Below are 20,421 nucleotides of genomic sequence, written 5' to 3' on the forward strand. Positions count from 1 at the left end.
ATCGTCCCTCGGTGAGGATTAGGAGGCGTTTATTTATGTCTCTCAGATGGATGTGCGTAGTGCATGGCGAGACGGCCGAGCCCGCAGAGCGAGCCAGCGACCGAGCGACGGGGTAGCTCCTTCCGCCTCAGAGACGGTGCGAAGGGGCTGGTGACGTCGGCGTCGAAGGTGCTACTGGTCAGAGAGCGCCACGCCGACGGGTCGCCGTTCTGGACGCTCCCCGGCGGCGGCGTCCACCGGCACGAGGACGCGACCGAGGGCCTCCGGCGCGAACTCGGCGAGGAACTCAACTGCCGGGCCCGGGTCGGGCGGCCCGTGACGACGTTCTGGTACGCCCACGACAGCCTCGACGACACCGTCTCGGCGTACACGGTGTTCGACTGCGCGCTGCTCTCGGAACCGGACGCCGACCAGCGGGAGGGGGTCTTCGAGTGCCGGTGGGTCGACCCCGAGTCGCTCCCGGCGTCGACGCTCCCGCAGGTCCGACACGTCTGCCGACACGTCGCCGACCTGTCGTCGCCGGCGGCGGCCGACGACTGAGCGTTACTCCTTCTCGCCGGCGCCGACGGCACTCTCGCCGACCGGTTCGGCGCCCTCGATGACCTCCTGACCGCCCATGTAGGGCCGGAGCGGTTCGGGCACGGTGACGGTGCCGTCCTCGTTCTGGTAGTACTCGAGGATGGCGACCATCACGCGGGGCACCGCGAGGCCGGAGCCGTTGAGCGTGTGGAGGTAGTCGGCGGACTCGTGGCGCTCGGGCCGGTAGCGCAGGCCGGCACGCCGGGCCTGGAAGTCCTCGAAGTTCGAGACGGAGGAGACCTCCAGCCAGCGGCCGCCGACGTCGGGGCCGTCGTCCATGTCGTCGCCGGGCGCCCACACCTCGATGTCGTACTTCTTGGCCTGGGTAAAGCCCATGTCGCCGGTGCACATGTCGAGCACGCGGTAGGGGAGGTCGAGGCGGTCCAGCACCTCGGCGGCCTCCTCGAGCAGGGCCTCGAGGCGGTCGTAGCTGTCCTCCGGCCGGACGAAGTTGACGAGTTCGACCTTGTGGAACTGGTGGACGCGGACGTACCCCCGCGTCTCGGTGCCGTGTTCGCCGGCCTCCCGGCGGAAGTTCGGCGAGAACGCCTGGTGCTTGACCGGCAGGTCGTCGTCCAGTAGAATCTCGTCGCGGTACATGTTCGTCACGGGGACCTCCGCCGTCGGCAGGAGCCACAGGTCGTCCTCGTCGTAGTCGTCGTCCTGTCGCGCGCCGACGCGGTAGGCGTCGTCGTCGAACTTCGGCAGCTGGCCGGTGCCCTCCATCGACGCGGAGTTGACGGGGATGGGCGGGAGGATGTCGGAGTACCCCTGCTCGCGGTGGACCTCGAGCATGAACTGGATGAGCGCGTGTTCGAGGCGGGCGCCCTCGCCCTTCACGAACTGGTAGCCGCCGCCGGTGACCTTCGCACCGCGCTCGAAGTCTAAGATGTCCAGTTCCTCGCCGAGGTCGTAGTGCGGGACGACCTCCTCGGGGAGGTCGCGCAGGTCGTCGAACCCCTCGCGGTAGGCCTCGACGTTGTCGCTCTCGTCCTCGCCGGTCGGCACGGACTCGTGGGGGACGTTCGGCAGTTCCAGCAGCGCCGCCTCCAGCTGGGACTCCAGTTCGTCGGCGCGGTCCTCGACCTCTTGCAGTTCGTCTTTCAGTTCCTGCGAGCGGTCGATGGCCGCCTGAGCCTGCTCCTCCTCGCCCGCTTGCTTGTACTCCCCTATCTTGCTGGATATCTCGTTGCGCTCCTGTCGCAGGCCGTCGCCTCTCGCCTTCAGTTCGCGCCACTCCTCGTCGATGGCCAGAATCTCGTCGAGGTCGACGCCCGTGACGCCCTTGCGTTCGATGGCGTCCCGGACCGTCTCGGGGTTCTCCCGGACGAACTGTCTCGATAACATGACCGACGGTTCTCGACGGCGGAAATTAGGCGTGTCGGTCCTAGTGGCTGCGGGCCGGTCGTCGACGGGACGACCGACGCCGGCGGCGACGGGCGACCGGTCCGAGCGAACACAACCGTTTTCCCGCCACCAGTCGCCAGCCTACCCATGGCAATCGGTGACGTGTACGAGGCGGAGGCGTGCGAGGACGTCTACTACGTCGACACGGGGATGTACGACGTCGCGGAGTACGGGACGGTGTACATCGTCGACGCCGAGCGCCCGGCGCTGGTCGACGTCGGACTCGGCACCAACCACGAGCGCGTCCTCGACGCGATGGCCGAGGTCGGCGTCGACCCCGAGGAACTGGCGGTCGTCGCGCTCACGCACATCCACCTGGACCACTCCGGTGGCACGGGCTTGCTGCTCGACGCGTGCCCGAACGCGACGGTGTACGTCCACGAACTCGGTTCCCGGCACCTCGTCGACCCCGAGCGGATATGGGAGGGGACGAAGGGCGCCGTCGGCGAGCAGATACGGCACTACACCGAACCTGAACCGGTGCCCGAGGAACGCATCGTCGAGGTGACCGACGGCGACGAGATCGACCTCGGCGACCACACGTTCGAGGTGGTCCACGCGCCCGGTCACGCCCCGCACCAGGTGGTGTTCCACGACCCGGCGATAGACGGCGTGTTCGCGGCCGACGCGGCGGGCATCTACACCCCATCGACCGACGAGATGCACGTCACGACGCCGCCGGTGAACTTCGACCTCGAACAGGCGTTAGACGACGTCGAGACCATCCGCGACCTCGACCCCGAGACGCTGCTGTTCGGGCACTTCGGCTCGGCGCCGACCGGCGACAAACTGGAGACGTACGCCGAGCTGCTGGCCGACTGGGTGGCCGCCGTCGAGTCGAAGCGGGCGGAACTGGGCGACGACGACGCGGTAATCGACCACTTCGTCGAGACGGTCGAGACGCCCGACGTCTGGGGCGAACAGAAGGCCGACGCGGAGGTGGCCATGAACGTCCGCGGCGTCCTCGTCTCGCTCGACCGGGAGGCGTAGGTATCGAACCGGAAGTCGGCCGGCAGTTATTTCACGTGGGTTACGATAACGGTTTATAATGCCAGGTGACGGGGATGGGTCGTCCCGAACGGTAGGGGACCAGACACTGGGCGAACTGTTCGAATCGACCGTCGAGACACACGGGGGCCGGCCCGCACAGCGGTACAAGGGCGGGGTCTACGACCGCTCGCTCGCGGGGGTCGCCGTCGACGCGGCGCCGGACGGCGACTTCGGCGCACTGTCCTACGACGAGATGGCCGACGTCGTCCGCAACCTCGCGGCCGGGTTCCGCGACATCGGCATCGGCCCGGACGACCGGGTGGGCCTGTTCGCCGGCACCCGCATGGAGTGGGCGCAGTGTGACTTCGCCCTGTTGGCGGCCGGGGCTGTCGTCACCACCGTCTACAAGAGCTCCTCGCCGGAGCAGGCACGCCACCTGCTCGCCGACCCGGCTGCGACGGCCGTCGTCGTCGAGAACGACGAGCTCCTGGAACGGGTGTTCGCCGTCGAGGACGAGGTCCCCGTCGAGCAGTACGTCGTGATGGACGAGACAGAGAGCGACCGCGAGGACGTCTACGGGCTCGCCGAGGTGTACGAGCGGGGCGAGGCCGTGTTCGACGAGCCCCGGTACCGGACGTGGATAGCCGAGCGCGACCCCGACGACCTCGCGAGCCTCGTCTACACGTCGGGGACCACCGGGCAGCCGAAGGGCGTCCGGTTGACCCACCGGAACTTCGCCGCCAACGCCGCCCAGTGCGAGGCGGGGTACGGCCCGTCGGCCGACCTCCCGTCCGGCCTGCCACGGATCGACGCCGACACACAGACGGTGTCGTACCTCCCGCTGGCACACGTCTTCGAGCGGTTGACCGGCCACTTCTTCATCTTCTCGGTGGGTGGCTGTGTCGCCTACGCCGAGAGCGTCGACACGCTCAAGGATGACTTCCAGTCGGTCCAGCCGAACGTCGCCACGAGCGTCCCGCGGGTGTACGAGAAGATATACGACGCGATCCGCGAGGACGCCGAGGAGTCCGCGGTCGGCAAGCGCATCTTCGAGTGGGCGGTGGACGTGGGCCGGCGCTACCACCGCGAGGAGCTGCCGGGCGTCCCACTGCGGGCGAAGTACGCCGTCGCCGACCGGCTGGTGTTCTCGAAGGTCCGGAACGCGCTCGGGGGCAACGTCGAGATGCTGGTCAGCGGTGGCGGCACGCTCTCGAAGGACCTGGCCGAGCTGTACCACGGGATGGGGCTGCCCATCTACGAGGGCTACGGGCTGACCGAGGCCGCGCCGGTGGTCACGACGAACCCCATCGAGGAGCCGAAGGTCGGCACCATCGGCACGCCGGTCCCGGATATCGACTTCGAGCTCGACACGCACGTCCTCCCCGAGGAGAACCTCGGCGGCGTCATGGGCGAGACGGGCGAACTCCTCGTGAAGGGGCCGAACGTCACCGACGGCTACTGGGAGCTGCCACAGGCGACCGCGGACGCGTTCACCGACGACGGCTACTTCCGGACCGGCGACATCGTCACGCAGCGCCCCGACGGCTACGTCGTGTTCCGGGAGCGCGCCAAACAGCTGCTCGTCCTCTCGACGGGGAAGAACGTCGCCCCCCAGCACGTCGAGGAGGCGATGGAGGACCGGCCGGAGATAGACCAGGCGATGGCGCTCGGCGACGGCGAGAAGTTCGTCGGCGCGCTGGTCGTCCCCGACGTCGATAGACTGGCCGAGCGAGCGGCCGACGAGGGAGTCTCGATTCCCGACGACCCCGAGCGCCTCGCGGACGACGAGAACGCTCACGCCCTCGTCGAGCAGGCGGTCGAGCGGGCCAACGAGTCCCTCGAGTCCCACGAGACGGTCAAGCGGTTCGAACTCCTCGCCGAGGGGTTCACCGAGGACAACGGCCTGCTGACGCCGACGATGAAGAAGATACGCCCGGCTATCAAGGAGCGGTACACCGACCGTATCGGCCGCATCTACGACGAACAGGCGTTCGCCGACGAGGCGCGGGTCGGCGGACAGACCGCCGACGACTGAGCGGCGGCGCGCCGGCCCGCTCGGCGTAACCGGACGGCGGCGCGCCCGTCTGGAGTGAGTGCGTTTATACAGAGGGGTGCCCTTGTGCGGGTTAGATGGAGGACAGCAGTGGCTGGTAGCTCGACACTCCTGATTCCGTTGGTCGCCGGTATCATCGGACTGGGTGTGCTCGCACAGGTGCTCGCCGCCCGGTTGCAGGTCCCGAGTATCATCTTCTACCTGCTCGTCGGTGTCGCCATCGGCCAACCGGGACTCGGCCTCATCGGGAGCGAGACGTTCGGCGGGGCGCTGTCGGCTATCGTCGGCCTCGCCGTCGCCATCATCGTCTTCGAGGGGGCGTACCACCTCCGGTTCGAGCGCATCCGCGAGGCGCCGACGGCGACGTTCCGGCTGGTGACGCTGGGCGCCGCCATCGCGCTGGTCGGGACGGCCGCCGCCGTGAAGTTCGCGTTCGCCGACGAGGCCGTCTCGTGGAACCTCGCGTTCCTCGTCGGGGCCCTGCTGGTCGCGACGGGGCCGACGGTCATCACGCCCATCCTGAACGTCGTCCCGGTCCGGGACCGGGTCGCGACGGCGCTGGAGACGGAGGGCATCGTCAACGACGTGACGGCGGCCATCATCGCCGTCGTCGTCTTCGAGACGGTCAACCCCGGCGCGAGCAGCAACGGCCTGTTGCAGGCGTTCGCGCTCCGACTGGGGACCGGCCTGCTCGTCGGCCTGCTCGTCGCGGGCCTGCTGTACTACCTCCTGCAGTACATCGACCTCTCGCCGGGCGACGCGCCCCGGAACTCCCGCCTGCTGGTGCTCGCGGGGGCGCTGGTCGCGTACGCGGCCGCCAACACCATCGCGACGGAGGCCGGCGTCGCGGCCGTCGCCACCGCCGGGATAGCGCTGGGCAACGTCGACCACCCCTACGAGGAGGACATCGAGGCGTTCAAGGGCGACATCACCCTGCTGGTCCTCTCGTTCGTGTTCATCGCGCTGGCGGCCCAGCTCAGTCTGGACGCGCTCATCGACGTGGGACTGGCCGGCATCGCCGTGGTGCTGGCCGTCGCACTGGTCATCCGACCGCTCCTGGTGTTCGTCTCGACGGTCGGCGACCGCTTCACGCGCGCCGAGAAGCTGTTCGTCAGTTTCGTCGGGCCGCGCGGCATCATCCCGGCCTCCGTCGCGACGCTCTTCGCCGTGGAGTTGAACAGCGTCGCGGAGGAACTGCGGGCGGAGGCGGCCGAGGCGAGCGGACAGGAGGCGACCGAACTGCTGGCGCAGGCGGACCTGCTGACCAGTCAGGCCGAGATTCTGCTCGGAACGGTGTTTCTGGTCATCTTCGCGACGGCCCTGCTGGAAGGCGGGTCGGCGCGGTACATCGCGGAAAAACTGGACGTGATACCAATGCGAGTCATCATCGTCGGCGGCGGACAGGTGGGCCGAGCGCTCGCCAAGCGCCTCGAGGACCGGGGCGAGAACGTCGTCATCATCGAGGAGGACGAAGAGATAGTCGAACGAGGGCGCAACGAAGGGTACACCGTCGAGATCGGCGACGGGACCGACACGGACGTGTTGCGCTCTGCAGGCGCGGACAATGCCAAGACCGTCGTCGCCGCCACCGGGGACGACGACGCGAACCTGCTGGTCTCACAGCTGGCGAGTTCGAAGTTCGACATCGACCACGTCATCGCCCGGGCGAACAACCCGGACAACGTCGAGGCGTTCGAGGACCTCGGGGTCCGGACCATCTCCTCGGCGATGGCGACGGCGTGGGCCATCGACAACCAGATAGAGCGGCCGGCCATCGCCCACTGGATGACCGACGTGGGCCGGACCGGCGACGTCCAGGAGGTCGAGGTACGCAACCCCGACCTCATCGGCAAGCCGGTCCGTGACGTCGGGCCGATGCTCCCGGAGGCCTGTCTCATCGCCCTCGTCAGCGGCGGGGAGCACACGGAGTCGCGGGTGCCGACCGCCGACTACGTCCTGCAGGAGGGCGACATGGTGACGCTACTGGGTCGCCGCGAGTCGGTGCGCGACGGGATGAAACTGGTCGCCGGCGACTAGTCCGAGAGCTGCTCGACGCTGTCGGCGTCGACGCCCTCGGTCCAGGGCGACTGCCCGCCGTCGCCGTCGGTCTTGTACGTCCCGCGGGCGCTGGCGACGTGGTGGTCGGCGGCGTCGTGGACCTCGACGTCGACGACGGCGACGCTCCCGCCGTTCCGGACGACGTCGGCCGTCGCCCGCAGGTCGTCCGTCGCGGGCGCCAGATAGTCGATTCGCATGTCCACCGTCGGAGAGATGGCCCCCGACACCGAGACGACGGCCGCCCCGCCGACGGTGTCGACCAGCGAGTAGGTGACCCCGCCGTGGGCGATGCGGGCGTTCGGGTTCGAAGAGTGTTCGTCGCGCAGCGGGAGACGGGCCTCGGCGTGGCCGTCGCCGACGTCCGTGAGCGATATCCCGAGTTCCTCGACGAACGGGATGTCGTTGAACAGTGCCTGCAGGCTCATACCGTGGGGTGTATCGCCGCCGGTATAAGTCACAGCGAACGGGAGACAACCGAAGAGACGTGGTCGGTGGGTCGTGCCACCGACGGTTGCTACGCCGCGTCGTCCGCCGCCGTCGGCGACGGCGACGGACCTCTGACAGCCCAGCGCCCGGCACCCGAACGAGACAGCGAGCACGTGTAAATTTTTCTATTGTTCCGCTCGGAAGAGACGCGGCGATAGCGAGACCTCGAGGCGGACGGTACCGGAGGTGTGGCTACGGCGCCGCGAGGGCGGCCGGGTCCTCAGTCGGCGCTCCAGCAGAACCGGAGGTGGTCGGCGGCGTCCTCGACGGCGTCTGGCACCGCGTCGAGCGACTGCGAGAGCTCCCTGACCAGCAGTGCGTCCCCGACGGCGCGCTCGTCGAACGCCCGCGAGGTGACCACGTGTCGGCGGTCGTCGCACTGCGACTCGATGCCGGCGACGCGGTCGACGGTCTCGGAGACGTCGGGCGACGGGCCCGCGGTCGTCAGCGACCGGACGTAGCCCCGCGTGACCGAGACGAGGAGGCGGGTCGCTCTGGCCGCCAGTGCGGCGACGTCGGTGAACGCCTCGCGGGTCCGGTCGTCGAGGGCCGGCGAGACGGCCTCGAGGTCCCGGACGAACGTCTCCGCGGCGTTCGGTATCTCGTCGACGCGGGCGTACAGTTCCGCCAGCGCGTCCGCCCGGAGGTAGACGCCGGTGAAGTTCGGCGGCGCGCGGGCGAGGTGGGTCCGAAGCGAGCGGAGGTGGTCGTCACAGTCGGACTCGCGGTCGGCGAGTCGGGTCGTCAGTGCCTCGCGCCGCGCCGGGTCGTCGCCGTACGCGGCGAGTGTCTGTGGCAGCAACAGGACGCAGTCGGCGACTGCGTCGAGGTAGGTCGCCGTCCGCGTCGTGACGATGTCGGCGTACTCGGCCGTCGGTGTTGCCATCACCGGACAGTTCCCGAATGGGGGTTGAAAACGCTACTATGACCGATATATAGCCCTACGACGAGCGCGTGCGTCCGCACTGTCGCCACCCCGTCTGTCGCGACGGCAGCGGGCCCGGCCCGCGGCGAGACGGTGAGCGCCGCCGACTCCCCGCAGAGAGCGTGTGAGCGGTGCAGTAAAGGGGGTCGCTGTCCTCGGGGGGTGTAAATGGATTCGACAGTGGACCGACTGACGCAGTTCGGCCTCTCCGAGGCGGAGGCAGAGACCTATCTGGCAGTCCTCGAACGGGGCTCGGCGACGGTGGCAGAGGTGGGCTCTGCGACCGACATCTCGACGGGGTACGTCTACGACCTCGTCGAGAGCCTCGCCGACCGCGGCCTCGTCGTCGTCGACGACCACCGGACGCCGACGCGGGTACGCGCCGTCGACCCGGAGTCTGCCGTCGAGTCGATGACCGAGGAGCTGACCGAGCTCGAATCGGACCTCTCAGAGCGGTTCACCGACACGGAACGGGACTACCCGGCCATCGAGCTCGTCCGGGCGCGACAGACGCTGTATCAGCGCCTGGAGACGCTCATCGACGACGCCGAGGCGGAGGTGTTCATGATGGTGCCGGCCCCCGTCGCCGACCGCCTCGGCGAACCGCTGGTGCGGGCCCGCGACCGCGGGGTGTTCGTCGCCCTCCTGCTCGGTGGCGAGGACAGCGAGGCCGTCGAACGGGCGACCGACGTCGCGAACGTCGTCAGGACGTGGGAGCCACCGGTCGAGAGCCTCGTGATGATAGACGACGCGGTCTCGGTCACCAGCGACTCCTCGCTGCTGCGTGGCGAACACCGCGACGGCGACTACGGCCTCGTCCTCGAGCAGAGCCCGAAGGCCTCCGGCGCCATCGGGTCCCAGTGGTTCAACTTCTGGGCCGCCGGCGAGGAGGTCGCCAGCGCGGACCCGCGCCCACTGCCGGCTCAGGGCCTCTCCTTCCGGCACGGCGTCTTCGTCGCGACGAAACACGCGGCCGAGAGGGACATCGAAGTGACGGCCGACCTCTTCCCGGGGCAGGACCACGCGACGCTCACCGGGACGGTCGTCGACATCAAACAGGGACTGCTGGAGCCGACCACCTACGACTTCCCGGTCCAGAACACGCTCGTCCTCGAGGTCGACGGGGACCGCGTCACCCTCGGCGGGCCCGGCGCCTTCGTCGAGGACTACTCGGTGCGGTCGCTGACGATTCGAGAACAGAGCGACTGAGCCGGGCGGTACGTGCCCAGGTTACGGCCGGTGGAACTCGATGGCCGCACCCTGGCCGAAGCCGACACACTCCGTCGCGAGGCCGAGGTCGGCGTCGCGTTTCTCCATCTCGTGGACGAGCGTCACCGGGAGGCGCGCGCCCGACGCACCGAGGGGGTGGCCGATGGCGATGGCGCCGCCGTTGACGTTGTAGATGTCGTCGTCGAAACCGAGTTCGCGCTGGCAGTACAGACACTGGGAGGCGAAGGCCTCGTTCAGCTCCACGAGGTCGTACGCGTCCGTGTCGCGGCCGGTCCGCTCGGCCAGTTGGCGCACCGCGGGGACCGGGCCGATGCCCATCACGGTCGGGTCGACGCCGGCCACCTCGTGGGCGCCGATCTCGGCCATCACGTCGAGGCCGCGCTCCTCGGCGAACTCGCGGGAGGTGACCATGAGGCCCGCCGCGCCGTCGGAGACCTGCGAGGCGTTGCCCGGCGTGACCGTCCCGTCGGACTTGAACACGGTCGGGAGGCCCGCGAGCGTCTCGACGTCGGTGTCCCGGCGGATGCCCTCGTCGGCCTCGACCTGACCCTCGTCGGTGTCGATGGGGACGAGTTCGTCGTCGAACCGGCCGGAGTCGGTCGCCTCGGCGGCGCGCCGGTGGCTCCGGACGGCGTACTCGTCCTGTTCCTTCCGGGCGACCTCCTTCTCCTCGGCGACCTTCTCGGCGGTCATCCCCATCTGGAGCTCGCCGATGTTGTAGAGCTCGGCGAGCCGCGGGTGGACGTTGTGGGTGTTCTCGCCCATCTTCACGCGGGACATCGACTCGACGCCGCCGGCGATGAGCACGTCACGCTGGCCCGCCGCGACGGCGTCGGCGGCCCGCATCAGGGCCTCCGCGGAGGAGGCACACCAGCGGTTGATGGTCGACGCCGGGACGCTCTCGCCGAGGTCCGACAGCAGGGCGACGACCCGGGCCATGTTGTTGCCCTGTTCGCCGCGCTGTTGGGCACACCCCCAGAGCAGGTCGTCGACCTCGTCGCTCTCGACGCCGGTGCTGGCGAGCAACTGGTTGACCAGCGGCACCGAGAGGTCCTCGCTGCGCACGCCCGCGAGTGCGCCGTCCTCTTTGCCCTGTGGCGTCCGAACTGCATCTACGATGACCGGTGTCGACATGGACAGGACAACGCCACCGGTCGTGTTAAAAGCTCACAAACTCGGGACCGCGGGACCCGAGTTGTCCCGCGCTCAGGCCGGCGACTGGTCGGGGTCGAACCCCGGCGGCAGACCCGTGTGTTTGATACCCGCCCAGTCGTCGACGGCGAACCGGTAGACGGTCACCGCCTCGGACTCCCGGGCGGCCTCGAACACGTCCGGCCGCCACGCCGTCTCGAGGACCGCCGCCAGTTCGTCCCACTCGGACGCGGGGACGTGCTCGACGGCCCCCGTCAGGAGGACGCTCTCCCAGTTGAAGGGTGACTGGGCGGCGTAAGTGAGGAACCGGACCGTCTCGGCGCGCTCCATCAACGCCCGCTTCCTGCTGTCGGGGCCGCCGACGAACGTGAAGTACAGCGTCGACGCCCCGTCGTAGCCGAACGACATCGGGACGACGTACGGCGCGTCGTCGGCCGGGAGCGCCAGGACGCCGGTCCGCTGGCTCGCGACGAAGTCCCGCATCTCCGCGTCGCTCATCCGCGTGAGGCCGTACTGCTCCATGTCCTCAACTGTCATACGAGTGGAACTTCGTCGCTCCGGAGCATAAGCGTTCGCCGACGGGGCGTGGGCTACGCTTCCTGCTGGTCCGCACCCGGGGCGTGGCGCTTGACTCGCTCGACGGCCGCGACCGCCCCGCTTCGCTTGGGATAGCCCTCGCCGCTGTCGGCGATTATCTCGCCGTTGCGGTGACGGAGTCGCCAACGCCACTCGTCGGCGCGGTCCTCGTATATCTCGAAGGCCGCGTTCCCGACCGTCAACAGGTCGGCCTCGGCGGCGTAGGACTGGACGCGTTCGACCGCGCGGACCGCCTTGTTGCGCTCGGTGTAGCCCTCGCCGCTGTCGGCGATTATCTCGCCGTCGTCGAGCAGGCGCCAGCGGAACTCCCCGGCGTTGTCCTCGTACACCTCGAACTCCTCGCCGACCTCGGCGTTGGGAGCGCGGAACTGGACCTGTTCGGCGGCTTTGCGGGCCTTCGCGCGGGTCGGGTAGCCCTCGCCGCCGTCGCCCAGGATCTCGCCGTTCTTGTGGAGGAGTCGCCAGCGGTACTGGCCGGCCCTGTCCGCGTACACCTCGAAGGCGACGGGGTCGACCTTGAGGTAGGCCGCACCGGGGACGTGCGCCCGGACGCTCTCGAGCGCCCGTCGGACGTTGGACTTCGAGACGTAGCCCTCGCCACTGTCGGCCAGGACGTTGCCGTTGTCGTGACGGAGCCGCCAGCGGAACTCCCCGGCGTTGTCCTCGAACAGTTCGAACGTCCCCTGACTCTCGGGCGCCGGGACCTCGGGGACGTCCTCGGCCGTGTCGTCCTCCGTGGCCGCCTCCAGGAACACGACGGCGCCGCCGGCGGCGTTGGTCTGGACGCTGCGGAGCCCCTGCATGGCCTTCTGTCTGGTCGAGTACCCCTGTGCGCTGTCGGCGACGACGTTGCCGTTCCGGTGGCGGAGTCGCCAGCGGTACTTGCCGGCCCTGTCGGCGTACATCTCGAAGGTGGCCTTGCTGTCCATCGCCGCGGCGATAGTGGCCTGCGCGACGCTCAGTTCCGCCTCGGTGGCGTCGAGCGCCGTCGAGAGGGCGTCACGGGCCGTCTCGCTCGCCAGCAGGTCGTCGGACAACGTGTCGCGCTCGGCAGCCGTCCGTTCGGCCGTCTCGGTCGCCCGTTCGGCCGCTTCGGTGGCGGCCGCCGCCTCCTCGTGGACCCGGTCGTACTCCTCCTGGCGGCCGGTCAACAGCGGTGCGAACACCGCGCCGACGGCCGCCAGCGCGAGCCCGACGACGTAGAGCGTGACCGCAGGGTTCCCCTCTGGCCCGTTCCACCCCGCCGGGTAGATGGTCGTGAACCACACCGTCGCGACGAGACAGACCACCGCGCCGGCGTAGGAGGCGAACAGCGCCCGGCGTGAGAGCGGGAGTCGGAGGGTCGGGCCGACGAACAGCGACGCGAACCCGAGCGCCCCGAGGACGTAGCCGACCTCGCGAAGCCCCGAGCGCGGGGCAGCGGCGTAGAACAGCGCCAGTCCGAGCGTCCCGAGAACCAACCCGACCACGAACAGCCAGTACCCGTACACTTCGTCGTCTGTAGTCGGCGTACCGATACGGCCGCGATACCACCGTGTGAGAACACCATCCGATGCCATGGTAGACGACCACACGCCCCAATCATATAAATCCAGACCTGTTGATTTAAATACCACTGTGCTGGCCGAAAGGGAGCCGGTCGCTTCCGAGCCCCCACGACGCCGGCGCTTCGAGTCACTTATCCCAATCGCGTGGCAACGTAAGTGGGAATGAGCAACCCGGAACTGGACGTCGTCGAGTTCCTGTTGACGACAGCCGTCTACAGCGAACGACGGGACCTCGACCCGGACGACCTACCCCCTGCCTACCGAGAGGTGTTCTGGAGCGACGGCGACATCGAGCGACCGTTGTCGGCGACCAACACGACGGCGAGCGAAGCGACCGGCGTGGAGCGGCCCTGGAGCGCCGTCTCGGGGCTGATGTTCACCGACCGCGACGACTTCTCCGGCAGTATCTCCTTCACCGACCAGGAGCTGGCCGAGGAGTGGTACCTCGAACGGGTCGACGCCGACCGCCTCGCACGCAACCCCGTCCTCGCGGCGGCCTACGGCGACGAGTTCGACGTGGACTACGAGACCGTACGGGCCACGAACCGACCGGCGCGGGCCGACCGCGCGTTCATCGACGCGATGCTGGAGGAGGCGTTCGACAGCGACGACGAGGACGACGAGGAGATGCTGGACCTCGTCGACGTGCGCGCCCCCGCCGAGGTCGAGACGACGCTCGACGACCTCGTGTTGACCCCCGACCAGGAGGGCGAGATCCAGAAGATCGTGAAGGCCATCGAACACCGCGACTACCTCGCCCAGATCGGCCTGCGCGAGATCGGGAAACTGCTGTTCGTCGGCCCGCCGGGCACCGGCAAGACCAGCGTCGCCCGGGCGCTGGCCCACGACCTCGACCTGCCGTTCGTCGAGGTGAAACTGTCGATGATCACGAGCCAGTACCTCGGCGAGACGGCCAAGAACGTCGAGAAGGTGTTCGAGGTGGCCAAACGGCTCTCGCCGTGTATCCTCTTCATGGACGAGTTCGACTTCGTCGCGAAGACCCGCTCGTCGGACGAACACGCCGCCATCAAGCGCGCGGTCAACACCCTGCTGAAGAGCATCGACGAGATCTCGCTGATCCAGGACGAGGTGTTGCTCATCGGCGCGACAAACCACCCCGACCAGCTCGACGCGGCGGCGTGGCGGCGCTTCGACGAGATCGTCAACTTCCCCAAGCCCGACCGGGACATGCGCGCGGACATCCTCCGCATCGTCACCCGGGAGATGGACATCACCGACTTCGACCCGGTGACGCTGGCCGAGCTCACGGAGGGCCTCACCGGCAGCGACCTCCGGATGGTGCTCCGCGAGGCCGTCCTCGAGGCGTTGACCGAGGAACGGACCACGCTCACCCAGCAGGACCTCGAGGACGCCATCAAGGACTTCGAGGAGCGTGACAACCTGAAGAACATGGACATGATAGACGGGGACCACGACGCCCTCGTGGCCGGTGGCGACTTCTCTGACGGGGCCGACGCGGCGAGCGACGGCGGCCACAGCCACGACCACGACCACTGACCGTCGGCGTCACAGCGCGACGGTACCGACGGGACACGTTTTCGAGTCGATACTTATGTGCCTCCGCGTCGTCAGTGACGGCTATGGCAAGCGACGTGTTCACAGACCCCGACGAGACCGCGGCCGACTGGGTCGACGTCCGCATGACCGACCCCGAGGAAGGCGAGTGGGACATCGACGTGGTCGTCGCCGAGGGACAGGTGGAGTTCGTCGACCTGCGCATCCGCCCGGCGCTGCTCTCGGGGTTCATCGAGTGTCTGGTCGACGACGTGGCCGAGGAGCGAGCGAAGGAGATAATCGCCGACACCGCCACGCGGCACGGGCTGGACTCCGAGGACCTCGTCACCGAGGAGTGAGGTCGGGAAAGCGCGGGACTTACCCACGTCGCCGTCCGAGGGGGAAGCGATGGAGGTCACGCTGCTGGGCACCGGCGACACGACGGGGACGCCGACGGTCGACTGCGACTGTGACACCTGCGAGCGCGCCCGCGACCCCGACGCGCCGCTGCGAGAGCGGTTGCGCGAGCGGGGCGTCGACCCGAGCGACGGCGTCGAGCGCTCCCGGTTCTCGGTCTTCGTTCGCAACGAGGAGACCGGCGAGTCCCTCCTCGTCGACGCCAGCCCGGACTTCCGCCACCAGTTCCTGACCCAGGACGTGGGACTCCCCGACGCGGCCATCGTCACGCACGTCCACTTCGACCACCTCGACGGGTTGGGCAACGCCTACCGCCTGTTCGACGACCTGCCGGTCCACGCGGCCGACGAGACGGACCCGGTGACCGGCGAGAGCGTCGCCGAGGGGATACGGAGCCGGTACGACTACCTCGACACCGTCTCCGTCCACGCCCAGACGCCACACGAGACGTTCACCGTCGCCGGGTTCGAGGTGACGCTGGTCCCCGTCGAACACCCGCCGCTGCTGTGTTACGGCCTCCGCATCGAGGAGCCGTCGAGCGGCGCGGTCCTCGCTATCTCGGGGGACACCTGCTACGAGATCCCCGAGCGCTCGAAGGCCGCGCTCTCGGGCGCCGACCTCGCCCTGGTCGAGGGCATCGTCCACGAGGAGGCCTGCGAGTTCCACCCGAAGGGCGGCGCCCACCACGACGAGGAGGGCGTCCCGCGGACCTTCGGCACGAAGCACATGACCCTGCCCGGGGCGCGGGACTTCGCCGCCGACGTCGACGCAGACGCCTACCGCATCGTCCACACCGCCCACTACGTCCCCGCCGACCGCGCCTTCGCCGACGACATCGCCGTCGACGGCGAGCGGTTCTCGCTGTGAGCGCGGCCGGTTCGACCACGTGAAAGCGTCCGCACACTTTTGTGCGAGTACACCGCAGACGGAGGCATGGACAGGCGTGGCGTCGCAGAGACCGTCGGCGGGGCCCTGGTGAGCGCTGGCCTCGCCGTCGTCGGGTTGTGGCTGTTCGCCGGCTACGTCGACTGGGTGCTCGTCGTCGGGCTCGCGGCCGGCGTCGCCATCGCCACGGCCGCGAACTACCGCGCCCGGACGGGCCACGCCGAGAACGTCGCGGCCGAAGCCCCCGACGTGACCGGCGACACCTACGAGGACCACACGGGGGCGGCGGGTGACGGCCGGCCGCTCGCGGACGACCGGACCGACGCCGAGCGCGACCGTATCTCGTAAGTGGACGCCCCGTCATCGGCCACCGTGGACCGTTCGTGGCCGTACCCGCTGGTGGCCGGGGCGATGGCACTGCTGGTCTCCGCGAGCGGCGACCTCCTCGCGACCGGCGCGGTGTCGTGGACGCTGGACGTGGCTATCGCGTTCGCGCTGGCGCTGGCCGTCGACCACCAGTTCCGGACCGCGAGGCGCGCCCGCTGAGTCACAGGAACCGGTCGAGGCCGGACTGCCGCCGGCGACGGCCGTCGGGGTCGGGGTCCCACGGCGTGCGCTCGGCGCGACGGGCCTCGCCGTCGACGGCCGGCGTGTCCGCCGACTCGTAGCCGCCGCAGTCGGCCCCGCACTCCTCGGTCGCCCGGACGGGACGGCCCTTCCACGCACAGTGAGGGAGACCGTCGCCGTCGGGGACACACCGCTCGCAGGCCGGGTACTCGAAGCTCCGCCACCCCTTCGCGTAGGCCCGCTCTGCCAGTCTGGTCCGGGCGCGGGCCTTCTCGCCGGCCGTCACGACGCGCACGTCAGTCCGGGCGGGCGACTGGTCGAGCAGTTCGACGCCGCCCGCGTCGGTGGCCAGCTCGGTCGCCTCGCGGACCACCTCGCGTTCGCCGCTCTCGGGGTCGAACCGCCAGACGCCGACTTCCTCGGGGATGCGGTTGAGGTGGGCGCGCGTGACGTAGTCGGCGGTGGCCAACACCACCCGGTCGACCAGCGCCAGCGAGACGTCGGTGCGCAACTGCGCGTGGAGGTCCCCCGGCCTGTCGAGGTCCGGTTTGTTCTCGATGGCGGTGATGCCCTCGACCCAGTCGGGGTAGCGGGCGGTCTGGCGGACGTAGGTGCGCCCGCCGCGTCGCTCGCGCTCGAAGAAGCCCCGTTCGACGGCGAGCTCGGTCGCCCGCTCGGCGCGGTCCGGGTGGCAGTCGAAGGCGTCCTTCCAGTAGCGGGCCCGGCCCGGCCCCACGTCCGACTCGACGGCCGCCGTCGGGATGCGCTCGGCCGTGATGGCCGCCCTGTCGGCGACGGCCTCGGTCGGGTGGACGACGACGGTGTCGAGGACGCGGCGCCCGTGGACGTGGCCGCCGAGCTGGCGGCTCACGAGGTGGCCCTCCCGTTCGAGGGCCGCACACAGCGCCAGTTCGAAGCCGAACTCCCGCACGGGTACGTCGAGGGGCGAGAGCGACAAAAGCGGCGCGCCCGGGTGGAGATTTATACTACCAGAGTGTGAACTAGTTGATACGTGTGTTCGAATGACACGAAACGGCAACCACGCGCTCCGAGCGGAGGGTGACGCGTGAGTCACGCCGGCGAGCGGTCGCCGGCGGCGACGCTGACGTTGCTGGACGCGACGATGGTCGGCATCGGCGCGATGATCGGCGCGGGCATCTTCGTGCTGACGGGGCTGGCCGTCGAGACGGCCGGCCCCGCGGCCATCCTCGTGTTCGCGCTGAACGGCGGGGTGACGACGTTCACCGCGCTGTCGTACGCCGAACTGGCGTCGGCCATCCCGCGCAACGGCGGCGGCTACGCCTACGTCCGGGAGGTGTTCTCGGCGCCCGTCGCGTTCGTGATGGGGTGGACCCGGTGGTTCACCTACATGATAGCGGGGGCGCTGTACGCGCTGGGGTTCGCCTCGAACTTCATCGAGTTCGGCCACATCTTCGGCGTCACGCTCCCGGGGAACGTGCTGTTCTGGGCGGCGACGGTGGTCGTCGTCTTCGTGACGCTGAACGCCGTCTCGACGGCCGCCAGCGGGAGCGCCGAGACGCTCATCACGCTGGTGAAGATAGCCATCCTCGTGGTGTTCGTCGCCTTCGGCCTGCAGTTCGTCGACGTGGGCGAGTTCACCCCGTTCTTCCAGCGCGGGAACCCCATCTCTGTGCTGCCGGCGATGGGACTGACGTTCATCGCCTTCCAGGGGTACGACCTCATCGCGACGGTGACCGAGGAGGTCGAGGACCCCGAGCGGAACATCCCGCGGGCCATCCTGCTGTCCGTGGCGACGACCGTCGTCGTCTACCTGTTCGTGGTGTTCGTCGCGCTGGGGACGCTGGGCGCGGAGGGACTGGCCGGCGCCGGCGAGACGGCCATCGCGGAGGCCGCCGAGGGGTTCATGCCCGCCTTCCCGCTGCTCGGGAGCGGGGCGGCGCTCATCGCCTTCGGCGCGGTGTTCTCGACGATAAGCGCGCTCAACGCGGTCATCATCGGGTCGAGTCGGGTGGCCTTCGCGATGGGGCGGGAGGCCCAGCTCCCGGCCCGGCTGGGCCGCCTGCACCACCGGTTCGGGACGCCACTGGTCGCCATCGCCGCCTCCGCCGTCGTGATGCTCGTCGCCGTCGCGGTCGTCCCCATCCGACTCGTCGGCAACCTCGCCAGCCTCTTCTCCCTGCTGGGGTTCGTCATCGTGAACCTGAGCGTCGTCCGCCTGCGCCGCCAGCAACCGGACCTCCGCCGGCCGTTCGAGGTGCCGTTCTACCCGGCGACGCCCGTCCTGGGCATCGTCCTCAACCTCCTGCTCGGGGCGTTCATCAGTTTCCAGACGTGGGCGCTCGCGGTCGGATGGCTGGTCGTCGGCGCCGTCGTCTACCTGGTTCTCACCCGTCGCCGGGGCGAACCGGCCGTGCCGACGCCGGAACCGGAGATAAGCGAACCGGAGGTCACCGTTCCACCGGAGGATTGACCCATGTCAGAGTCACTACGCGTCATCGTCGCCGGCGGCGGGACCGTCGGCCTCAGAACAGCCGAACTGCTCGACGACCGGGGCCACGACGTGGTCCTCATCGAACGCGACCCCGAACAGAGCGAGCGGGTCGCCGCCGAGTACGTCGCCAGCATCATCGAGGGCGACGCCGCCCGGCCGGCCGTGTTGCGGCAGGCCCAGCCGGACCGCTGTGACGCCGTCGCGGCGCTGACCGACTCCGAGTCGACCAACTTCGCCATCTGCATGGCCGCCCAGCGGATGGCCGAGGTCCACACCGTCATGCGCATCGACGGCGACCCGGACGAGCTGTACCCGCAGTACGTCGACGGCGTCGTCTCGACGGCGAGCCTGACCGCCCGCGTCGCGGTCAACGAGGTCGTCGGCGGCGGCGTCCGGAGCATCGAGGAGGTGGGCGGGAAGGTCGAGCTACTGGAGGTCGAGATCGCCGAGGACGCGCCGGCCGCCGGGAAGACCCTCGCGGAGGTGCGACTCCCGCGGGGCAGCCTCATCATCGTCGACGCCGAGGGCGAGCGCATCGGCGGCCCCGAGACCGAACTCACGCCGGGCGAGCGGTTCCTCGTCGCCGTGGAGGGGGCCGTCGCCGACGAGGTGATGAACCTCCTGCGCGGTTAGCACTGCCGGCGCGCCGTCTCGACGACCTGCAGGTCACCGTCCAGCGTGACGTGCAGCGCCTCGTCCGCGACGGGGATGCGGACCCGGACCCGCCACGGGTCGGTCGACTCGACGGTGGTGTACTCGTCGTCGACACACCAAGGGAGCGTCCAGTACGGGCGGGCCGCGAGGTCGACGCCGTGGTCCGCGTAGAACGCCGCGACCGTCGAGTCGTCCAGCAGGGAGAGCCCGACGGGCGAGCACAGCTCGTGTCGACACCGTTCGCAGACGAACTCCGCCCGCACCGAGACGTCGAGACAGCACTCCCCCTCCCGGGAGATGACCGTCCGGACCCGGCCGGCACACTCGGGACACACCCCGTCGGCGGCGAGACAGTGGAGGTGGCGCACCCGTTCGGCGAAGGCCGTGGCGGTCTCGTCCTCGCTCCGGTCGACCAGTCCGCCCGGGGGGAACGGGTACTCGCCGTGGGCCTTCCCGCAGTCGGCGCAGTGGATGGCGAACTGCTCGTCGGCGTAGCGGGCCAGCAGCGCCCCGCCACAGCGCGTGCAGGCGCCGTCGACGGCGAACGGGTCGACGTCGGGCTGGTGGGTGAACGTGCCGGCGCGGAGCGCGCGGATGACCTGCGCGCCGGCGTGTCGGAGGCGGTAGCCGTCCTCGCCGTCGGCGACGAACTGGCCGGTGAGTTGCTGGAGGTGGTAGTTGAACTGGCCGCTGTCGGCCAGCGACACCGCATCGAACAGCGTGGAGAACGCCACGGGCGTCTCGTCCGCCCGCCAGAGGGCTTCGAGGATGTCGAGACGCGTCTCGCTGGCGACGACACCGAACGCCGTCGCCGGGTCGATGTCGCCCTCCTCGCCCGGGCGGTCGTCTGCGCGAGCCATGTGCGAGACGTCCGACCACTCGACAA

The 20,421-nt window shown here is 69.6% G+C and carries 20 protein-coding genes; 12 read left to right on the forward strand and 8 right to left on the reverse strand.

The window, feature by feature from the left end:
* Window positions 1-63: 63 nt before the first annotated feature.
* On the forward strand, window positions 64-540 hold the full coding sequence (locus ACV7GQ_RS15935) for an NUDIX hydrolase (RefSeq protein ID WP_470311190.1): 477 nt from the start codon (window positions 64-66) through the stop codon (window positions 538-540).
* Between the two features lie 3 nt (window positions 541-543).
* On the opposite strand, the gene serS is transcribed toward ACV7GQ_RS15935, so the two are convergent.
* Window positions 544-1,926, reverse strand: coding sequence for a serine--tRNA ligase (serS, locus tag ACV7GQ_RS15940; RefSeq protein WP_470311191.1), 1,383 nt, complete (start codon window positions 1,924-1,926; stop codon window positions 544-546).
* Window positions 1,927-2,073: 147 nt separating this feature from the next.
* On the opposite strand from serS, the gene ACV7GQ_RS15945 reads away from it, so the two are divergent.
* The 3 genes from ACV7GQ_RS15945 to ACV7GQ_RS15955 all read left to right on the forward strand — a co-directional run bounded on the left by ACV7GQ_RS15945 (window position 2,074) and on the right by ACV7GQ_RS15955 (window position 7,066).
* Window positions 2,074-2,976: an MBL fold metallo-hydrolase gene (locus tag ACV7GQ_RS15945; protein WP_470311192.1), complete on the forward strand. Its 903-nt coding sequence runs from the start codon at window positions 2,074-2,076 to the stop codon at window positions 2,974-2,976.
* Window positions 2,977-3,034: 58 nt separating this feature from the next.
* Window positions 3,035-5,011 carry an AMP-dependent synthetase/ligase gene (locus tag ACV7GQ_RS15950; protein WP_470311193.1) on the forward strand — a complete coding sequence of 659 codons (1,977 nt, stop codon included), beginning with the start codon at window positions 3,035-3,037 and terminating at the stop codon, window positions 5,009-5,011.
* Between the two features lie 108 nt (window positions 5,012-5,119).
* Window positions 5,120-7,066: a cation:proton antiporter domain-containing protein gene (locus ACV7GQ_RS15955; RefSeq protein WP_470311194.1), complete on the forward strand. Its 1,947-nt coding sequence runs from the start codon at window positions 5,120-5,122 to the stop codon at window positions 7,064-7,066.
* Here ACV7GQ_RS15955 and ACV7GQ_RS15960 read toward each other — a convergent pair.
* On the reverse strand, window positions 7,063-7,512 hold the full coding sequence (locus ACV7GQ_RS15960) for a PaaI family thioesterase (RefSeq protein WP_470311195.1): 450 nt from the start codon (window positions 7,510-7,512) through the stop codon (window positions 7,063-7,065). The two genes, ACV7GQ_RS15955 and ACV7GQ_RS15960, sit on opposite strands and share 4 nt — an antisense overlap.
* 281 nt (window positions 7,513-7,793) lie before the next feature.
* Window positions 7,794-8,459: a DUF47 family protein gene (locus ACV7GQ_RS15965; protein ID WP_470311196.1), complete on the reverse strand. Its 666-nt coding sequence runs from the start codon at window positions 8,457-8,459 to the stop codon at window positions 7,794-7,796.
* Between the two features lie 207 nt (window positions 8,460-8,666).
* Here ACV7GQ_RS15965 and ACV7GQ_RS15970 point away from each other — a divergent pair, with 207 nt between their 5' ends.
* A complete protein-coding gene (locus ACV7GQ_RS15970; protein ID WP_470311197.1) occupies window positions 8,667-9,707 on the forward strand; it encodes a TrmB family transcriptional regulator sugar-binding domain-containing protein in 1,041 nt (346 codons plus the stop codon).
* Window positions 9,708-9,728: 21 nt separating this feature from the next.
* On the opposite strand, the gene ACV7GQ_RS15975 is transcribed toward ACV7GQ_RS15970, so the two are convergent.
* The 3 genes from ACV7GQ_RS15975 to ACV7GQ_RS15985 all read right to left on the reverse strand — a co-directional run bounded on the left by ACV7GQ_RS15975 (window position 9,729) and on the right by ACV7GQ_RS15985 (window position 13,036).
* Window positions 9,729-10,862: a thiolase family protein gene (locus ACV7GQ_RS15975; RefSeq protein WP_470311198.1), complete on the reverse strand. Its 1,134-nt coding sequence runs from the start codon at window positions 10,860-10,862 to the stop codon at window positions 9,729-9,731.
* Between the two features lie 72 nt (window positions 10,863-10,934).
* A complete protein-coding gene (locus ACV7GQ_RS15980; protein WP_470311199.1) occupies window positions 10,935-11,417 on the reverse strand; it encodes a pyridoxamine 5'-phosphate oxidase family protein in 483 nt (160 codons plus the stop codon).
* Window positions 11,418-11,470: 53 nt separating this feature from the next.
* On the reverse strand, window positions 11,471-13,036 hold the full coding sequence (locus ACV7GQ_RS15985) for a YegP family protein (RefSeq protein ID WP_470311200.1): 1,566 nt from the start codon (window positions 13,034-13,036) through the stop codon (window positions 11,471-11,473).
* 150 nt (window positions 13,037-13,186) lie between these two features.
* Between ACV7GQ_RS15985 and ACV7GQ_RS15990 the strand changes: the two genes are divergently transcribed.
* The 5 genes from ACV7GQ_RS15990 to ACV7GQ_RS16010 all read left to right on the forward strand — a co-directional run bounded on the left by ACV7GQ_RS15990 (window position 13,187) and on the right by ACV7GQ_RS16010 (window position 16,387).
* Entirely contained in the window at window positions 13,187-14,542 is a 1,356-nt protein-coding gene (locus ACV7GQ_RS15990) for an ATP-binding protein (RefSeq protein ID WP_470311201.1), read from the forward strand.
* 83 nt (window positions 14,543-14,625) lie between these two features.
* Window positions 14,626-14,898, forward strand: coding sequence for a hypothetical protein (locus tag ACV7GQ_RS15995; protein WP_470311202.1), 273 nt, complete (start codon window positions 14,626-14,628; stop codon window positions 14,896-14,898).
* A gap of 49 nt (window positions 14,899-14,947) precedes the next feature.
* Entirely contained in the window at window positions 14,948-15,823 is an 876-nt protein-coding gene (locus ACV7GQ_RS16000) for an MBL fold metallo-hydrolase (RefSeq protein ID WP_470311203.1), read from the forward strand.
* 66 nt (window positions 15,824-15,889) lie between these two features.
* On the forward strand, window positions 15,890-16,189 hold the full coding sequence (locus ACV7GQ_RS16005) for a hypothetical protein (RefSeq protein ID WP_470311204.1): 300 nt from the start codon (window positions 15,890-15,892) through the stop codon (window positions 16,187-16,189).
* A gap of 24 nt (window positions 16,190-16,213) precedes the next feature.
* Entirely contained in the window at window positions 16,214-16,387 is a 174-nt protein-coding gene (locus ACV7GQ_RS16010; protein ID WP_470311205.1) for a hypothetical protein, read from the forward strand.
* A 1-nt stretch (window position 16,388) separates the two neighbouring features.
* On the opposite strand, the gene ACV7GQ_RS16015 is transcribed toward ACV7GQ_RS16010, so the two are convergent.
* On the reverse strand, window positions 16,389-17,339 hold the full coding sequence (locus tag ACV7GQ_RS16015) for a DUF5787 family protein (RefSeq protein WP_470311206.1): 951 nt from the start codon (window positions 17,337-17,339) through the stop codon (window positions 16,389-16,391).
* A 135-nt stretch (window positions 17,340-17,474) separates the two neighbouring features.
* Between ACV7GQ_RS16015 and ACV7GQ_RS16020 the strand changes: the two genes are divergently transcribed.
* A complete protein-coding gene (locus tag ACV7GQ_RS16020) occupies window positions 17,475-18,860 on the forward strand; it encodes an APC family permease (protein WP_470311207.1) in 1,386 nt (461 codons plus the stop codon).
* 3 nt (window positions 18,861-18,863) lie between these two features.
* A complete protein-coding gene (locus ACV7GQ_RS16025) occupies window positions 18,864-19,514 on the forward strand; it encodes a potassium channel family protein (RefSeq protein ID WP_470311208.1) in 651 nt (216 codons plus the stop codon).
* Here ACV7GQ_RS16025 and ACV7GQ_RS16030 read toward each other — a convergent pair.
* Complete coding sequence (locus ACV7GQ_RS16030; RefSeq protein ID WP_470311209.1) at window positions 19,511-20,395, reverse strand: DUF7351 domain-containing protein; 885 nt, start codon at window positions 20,393-20,395, stop codon at window positions 19,511-19,513. The two genes, ACV7GQ_RS16025 and ACV7GQ_RS16030, sit on opposite strands and share 4 nt — an antisense overlap.
* Window positions 20,396-20,421 lie beyond the last annotated feature (26 nt).

Source organism: Haloarcula sp. MBLA0163 (assembly GCF_055632435.1).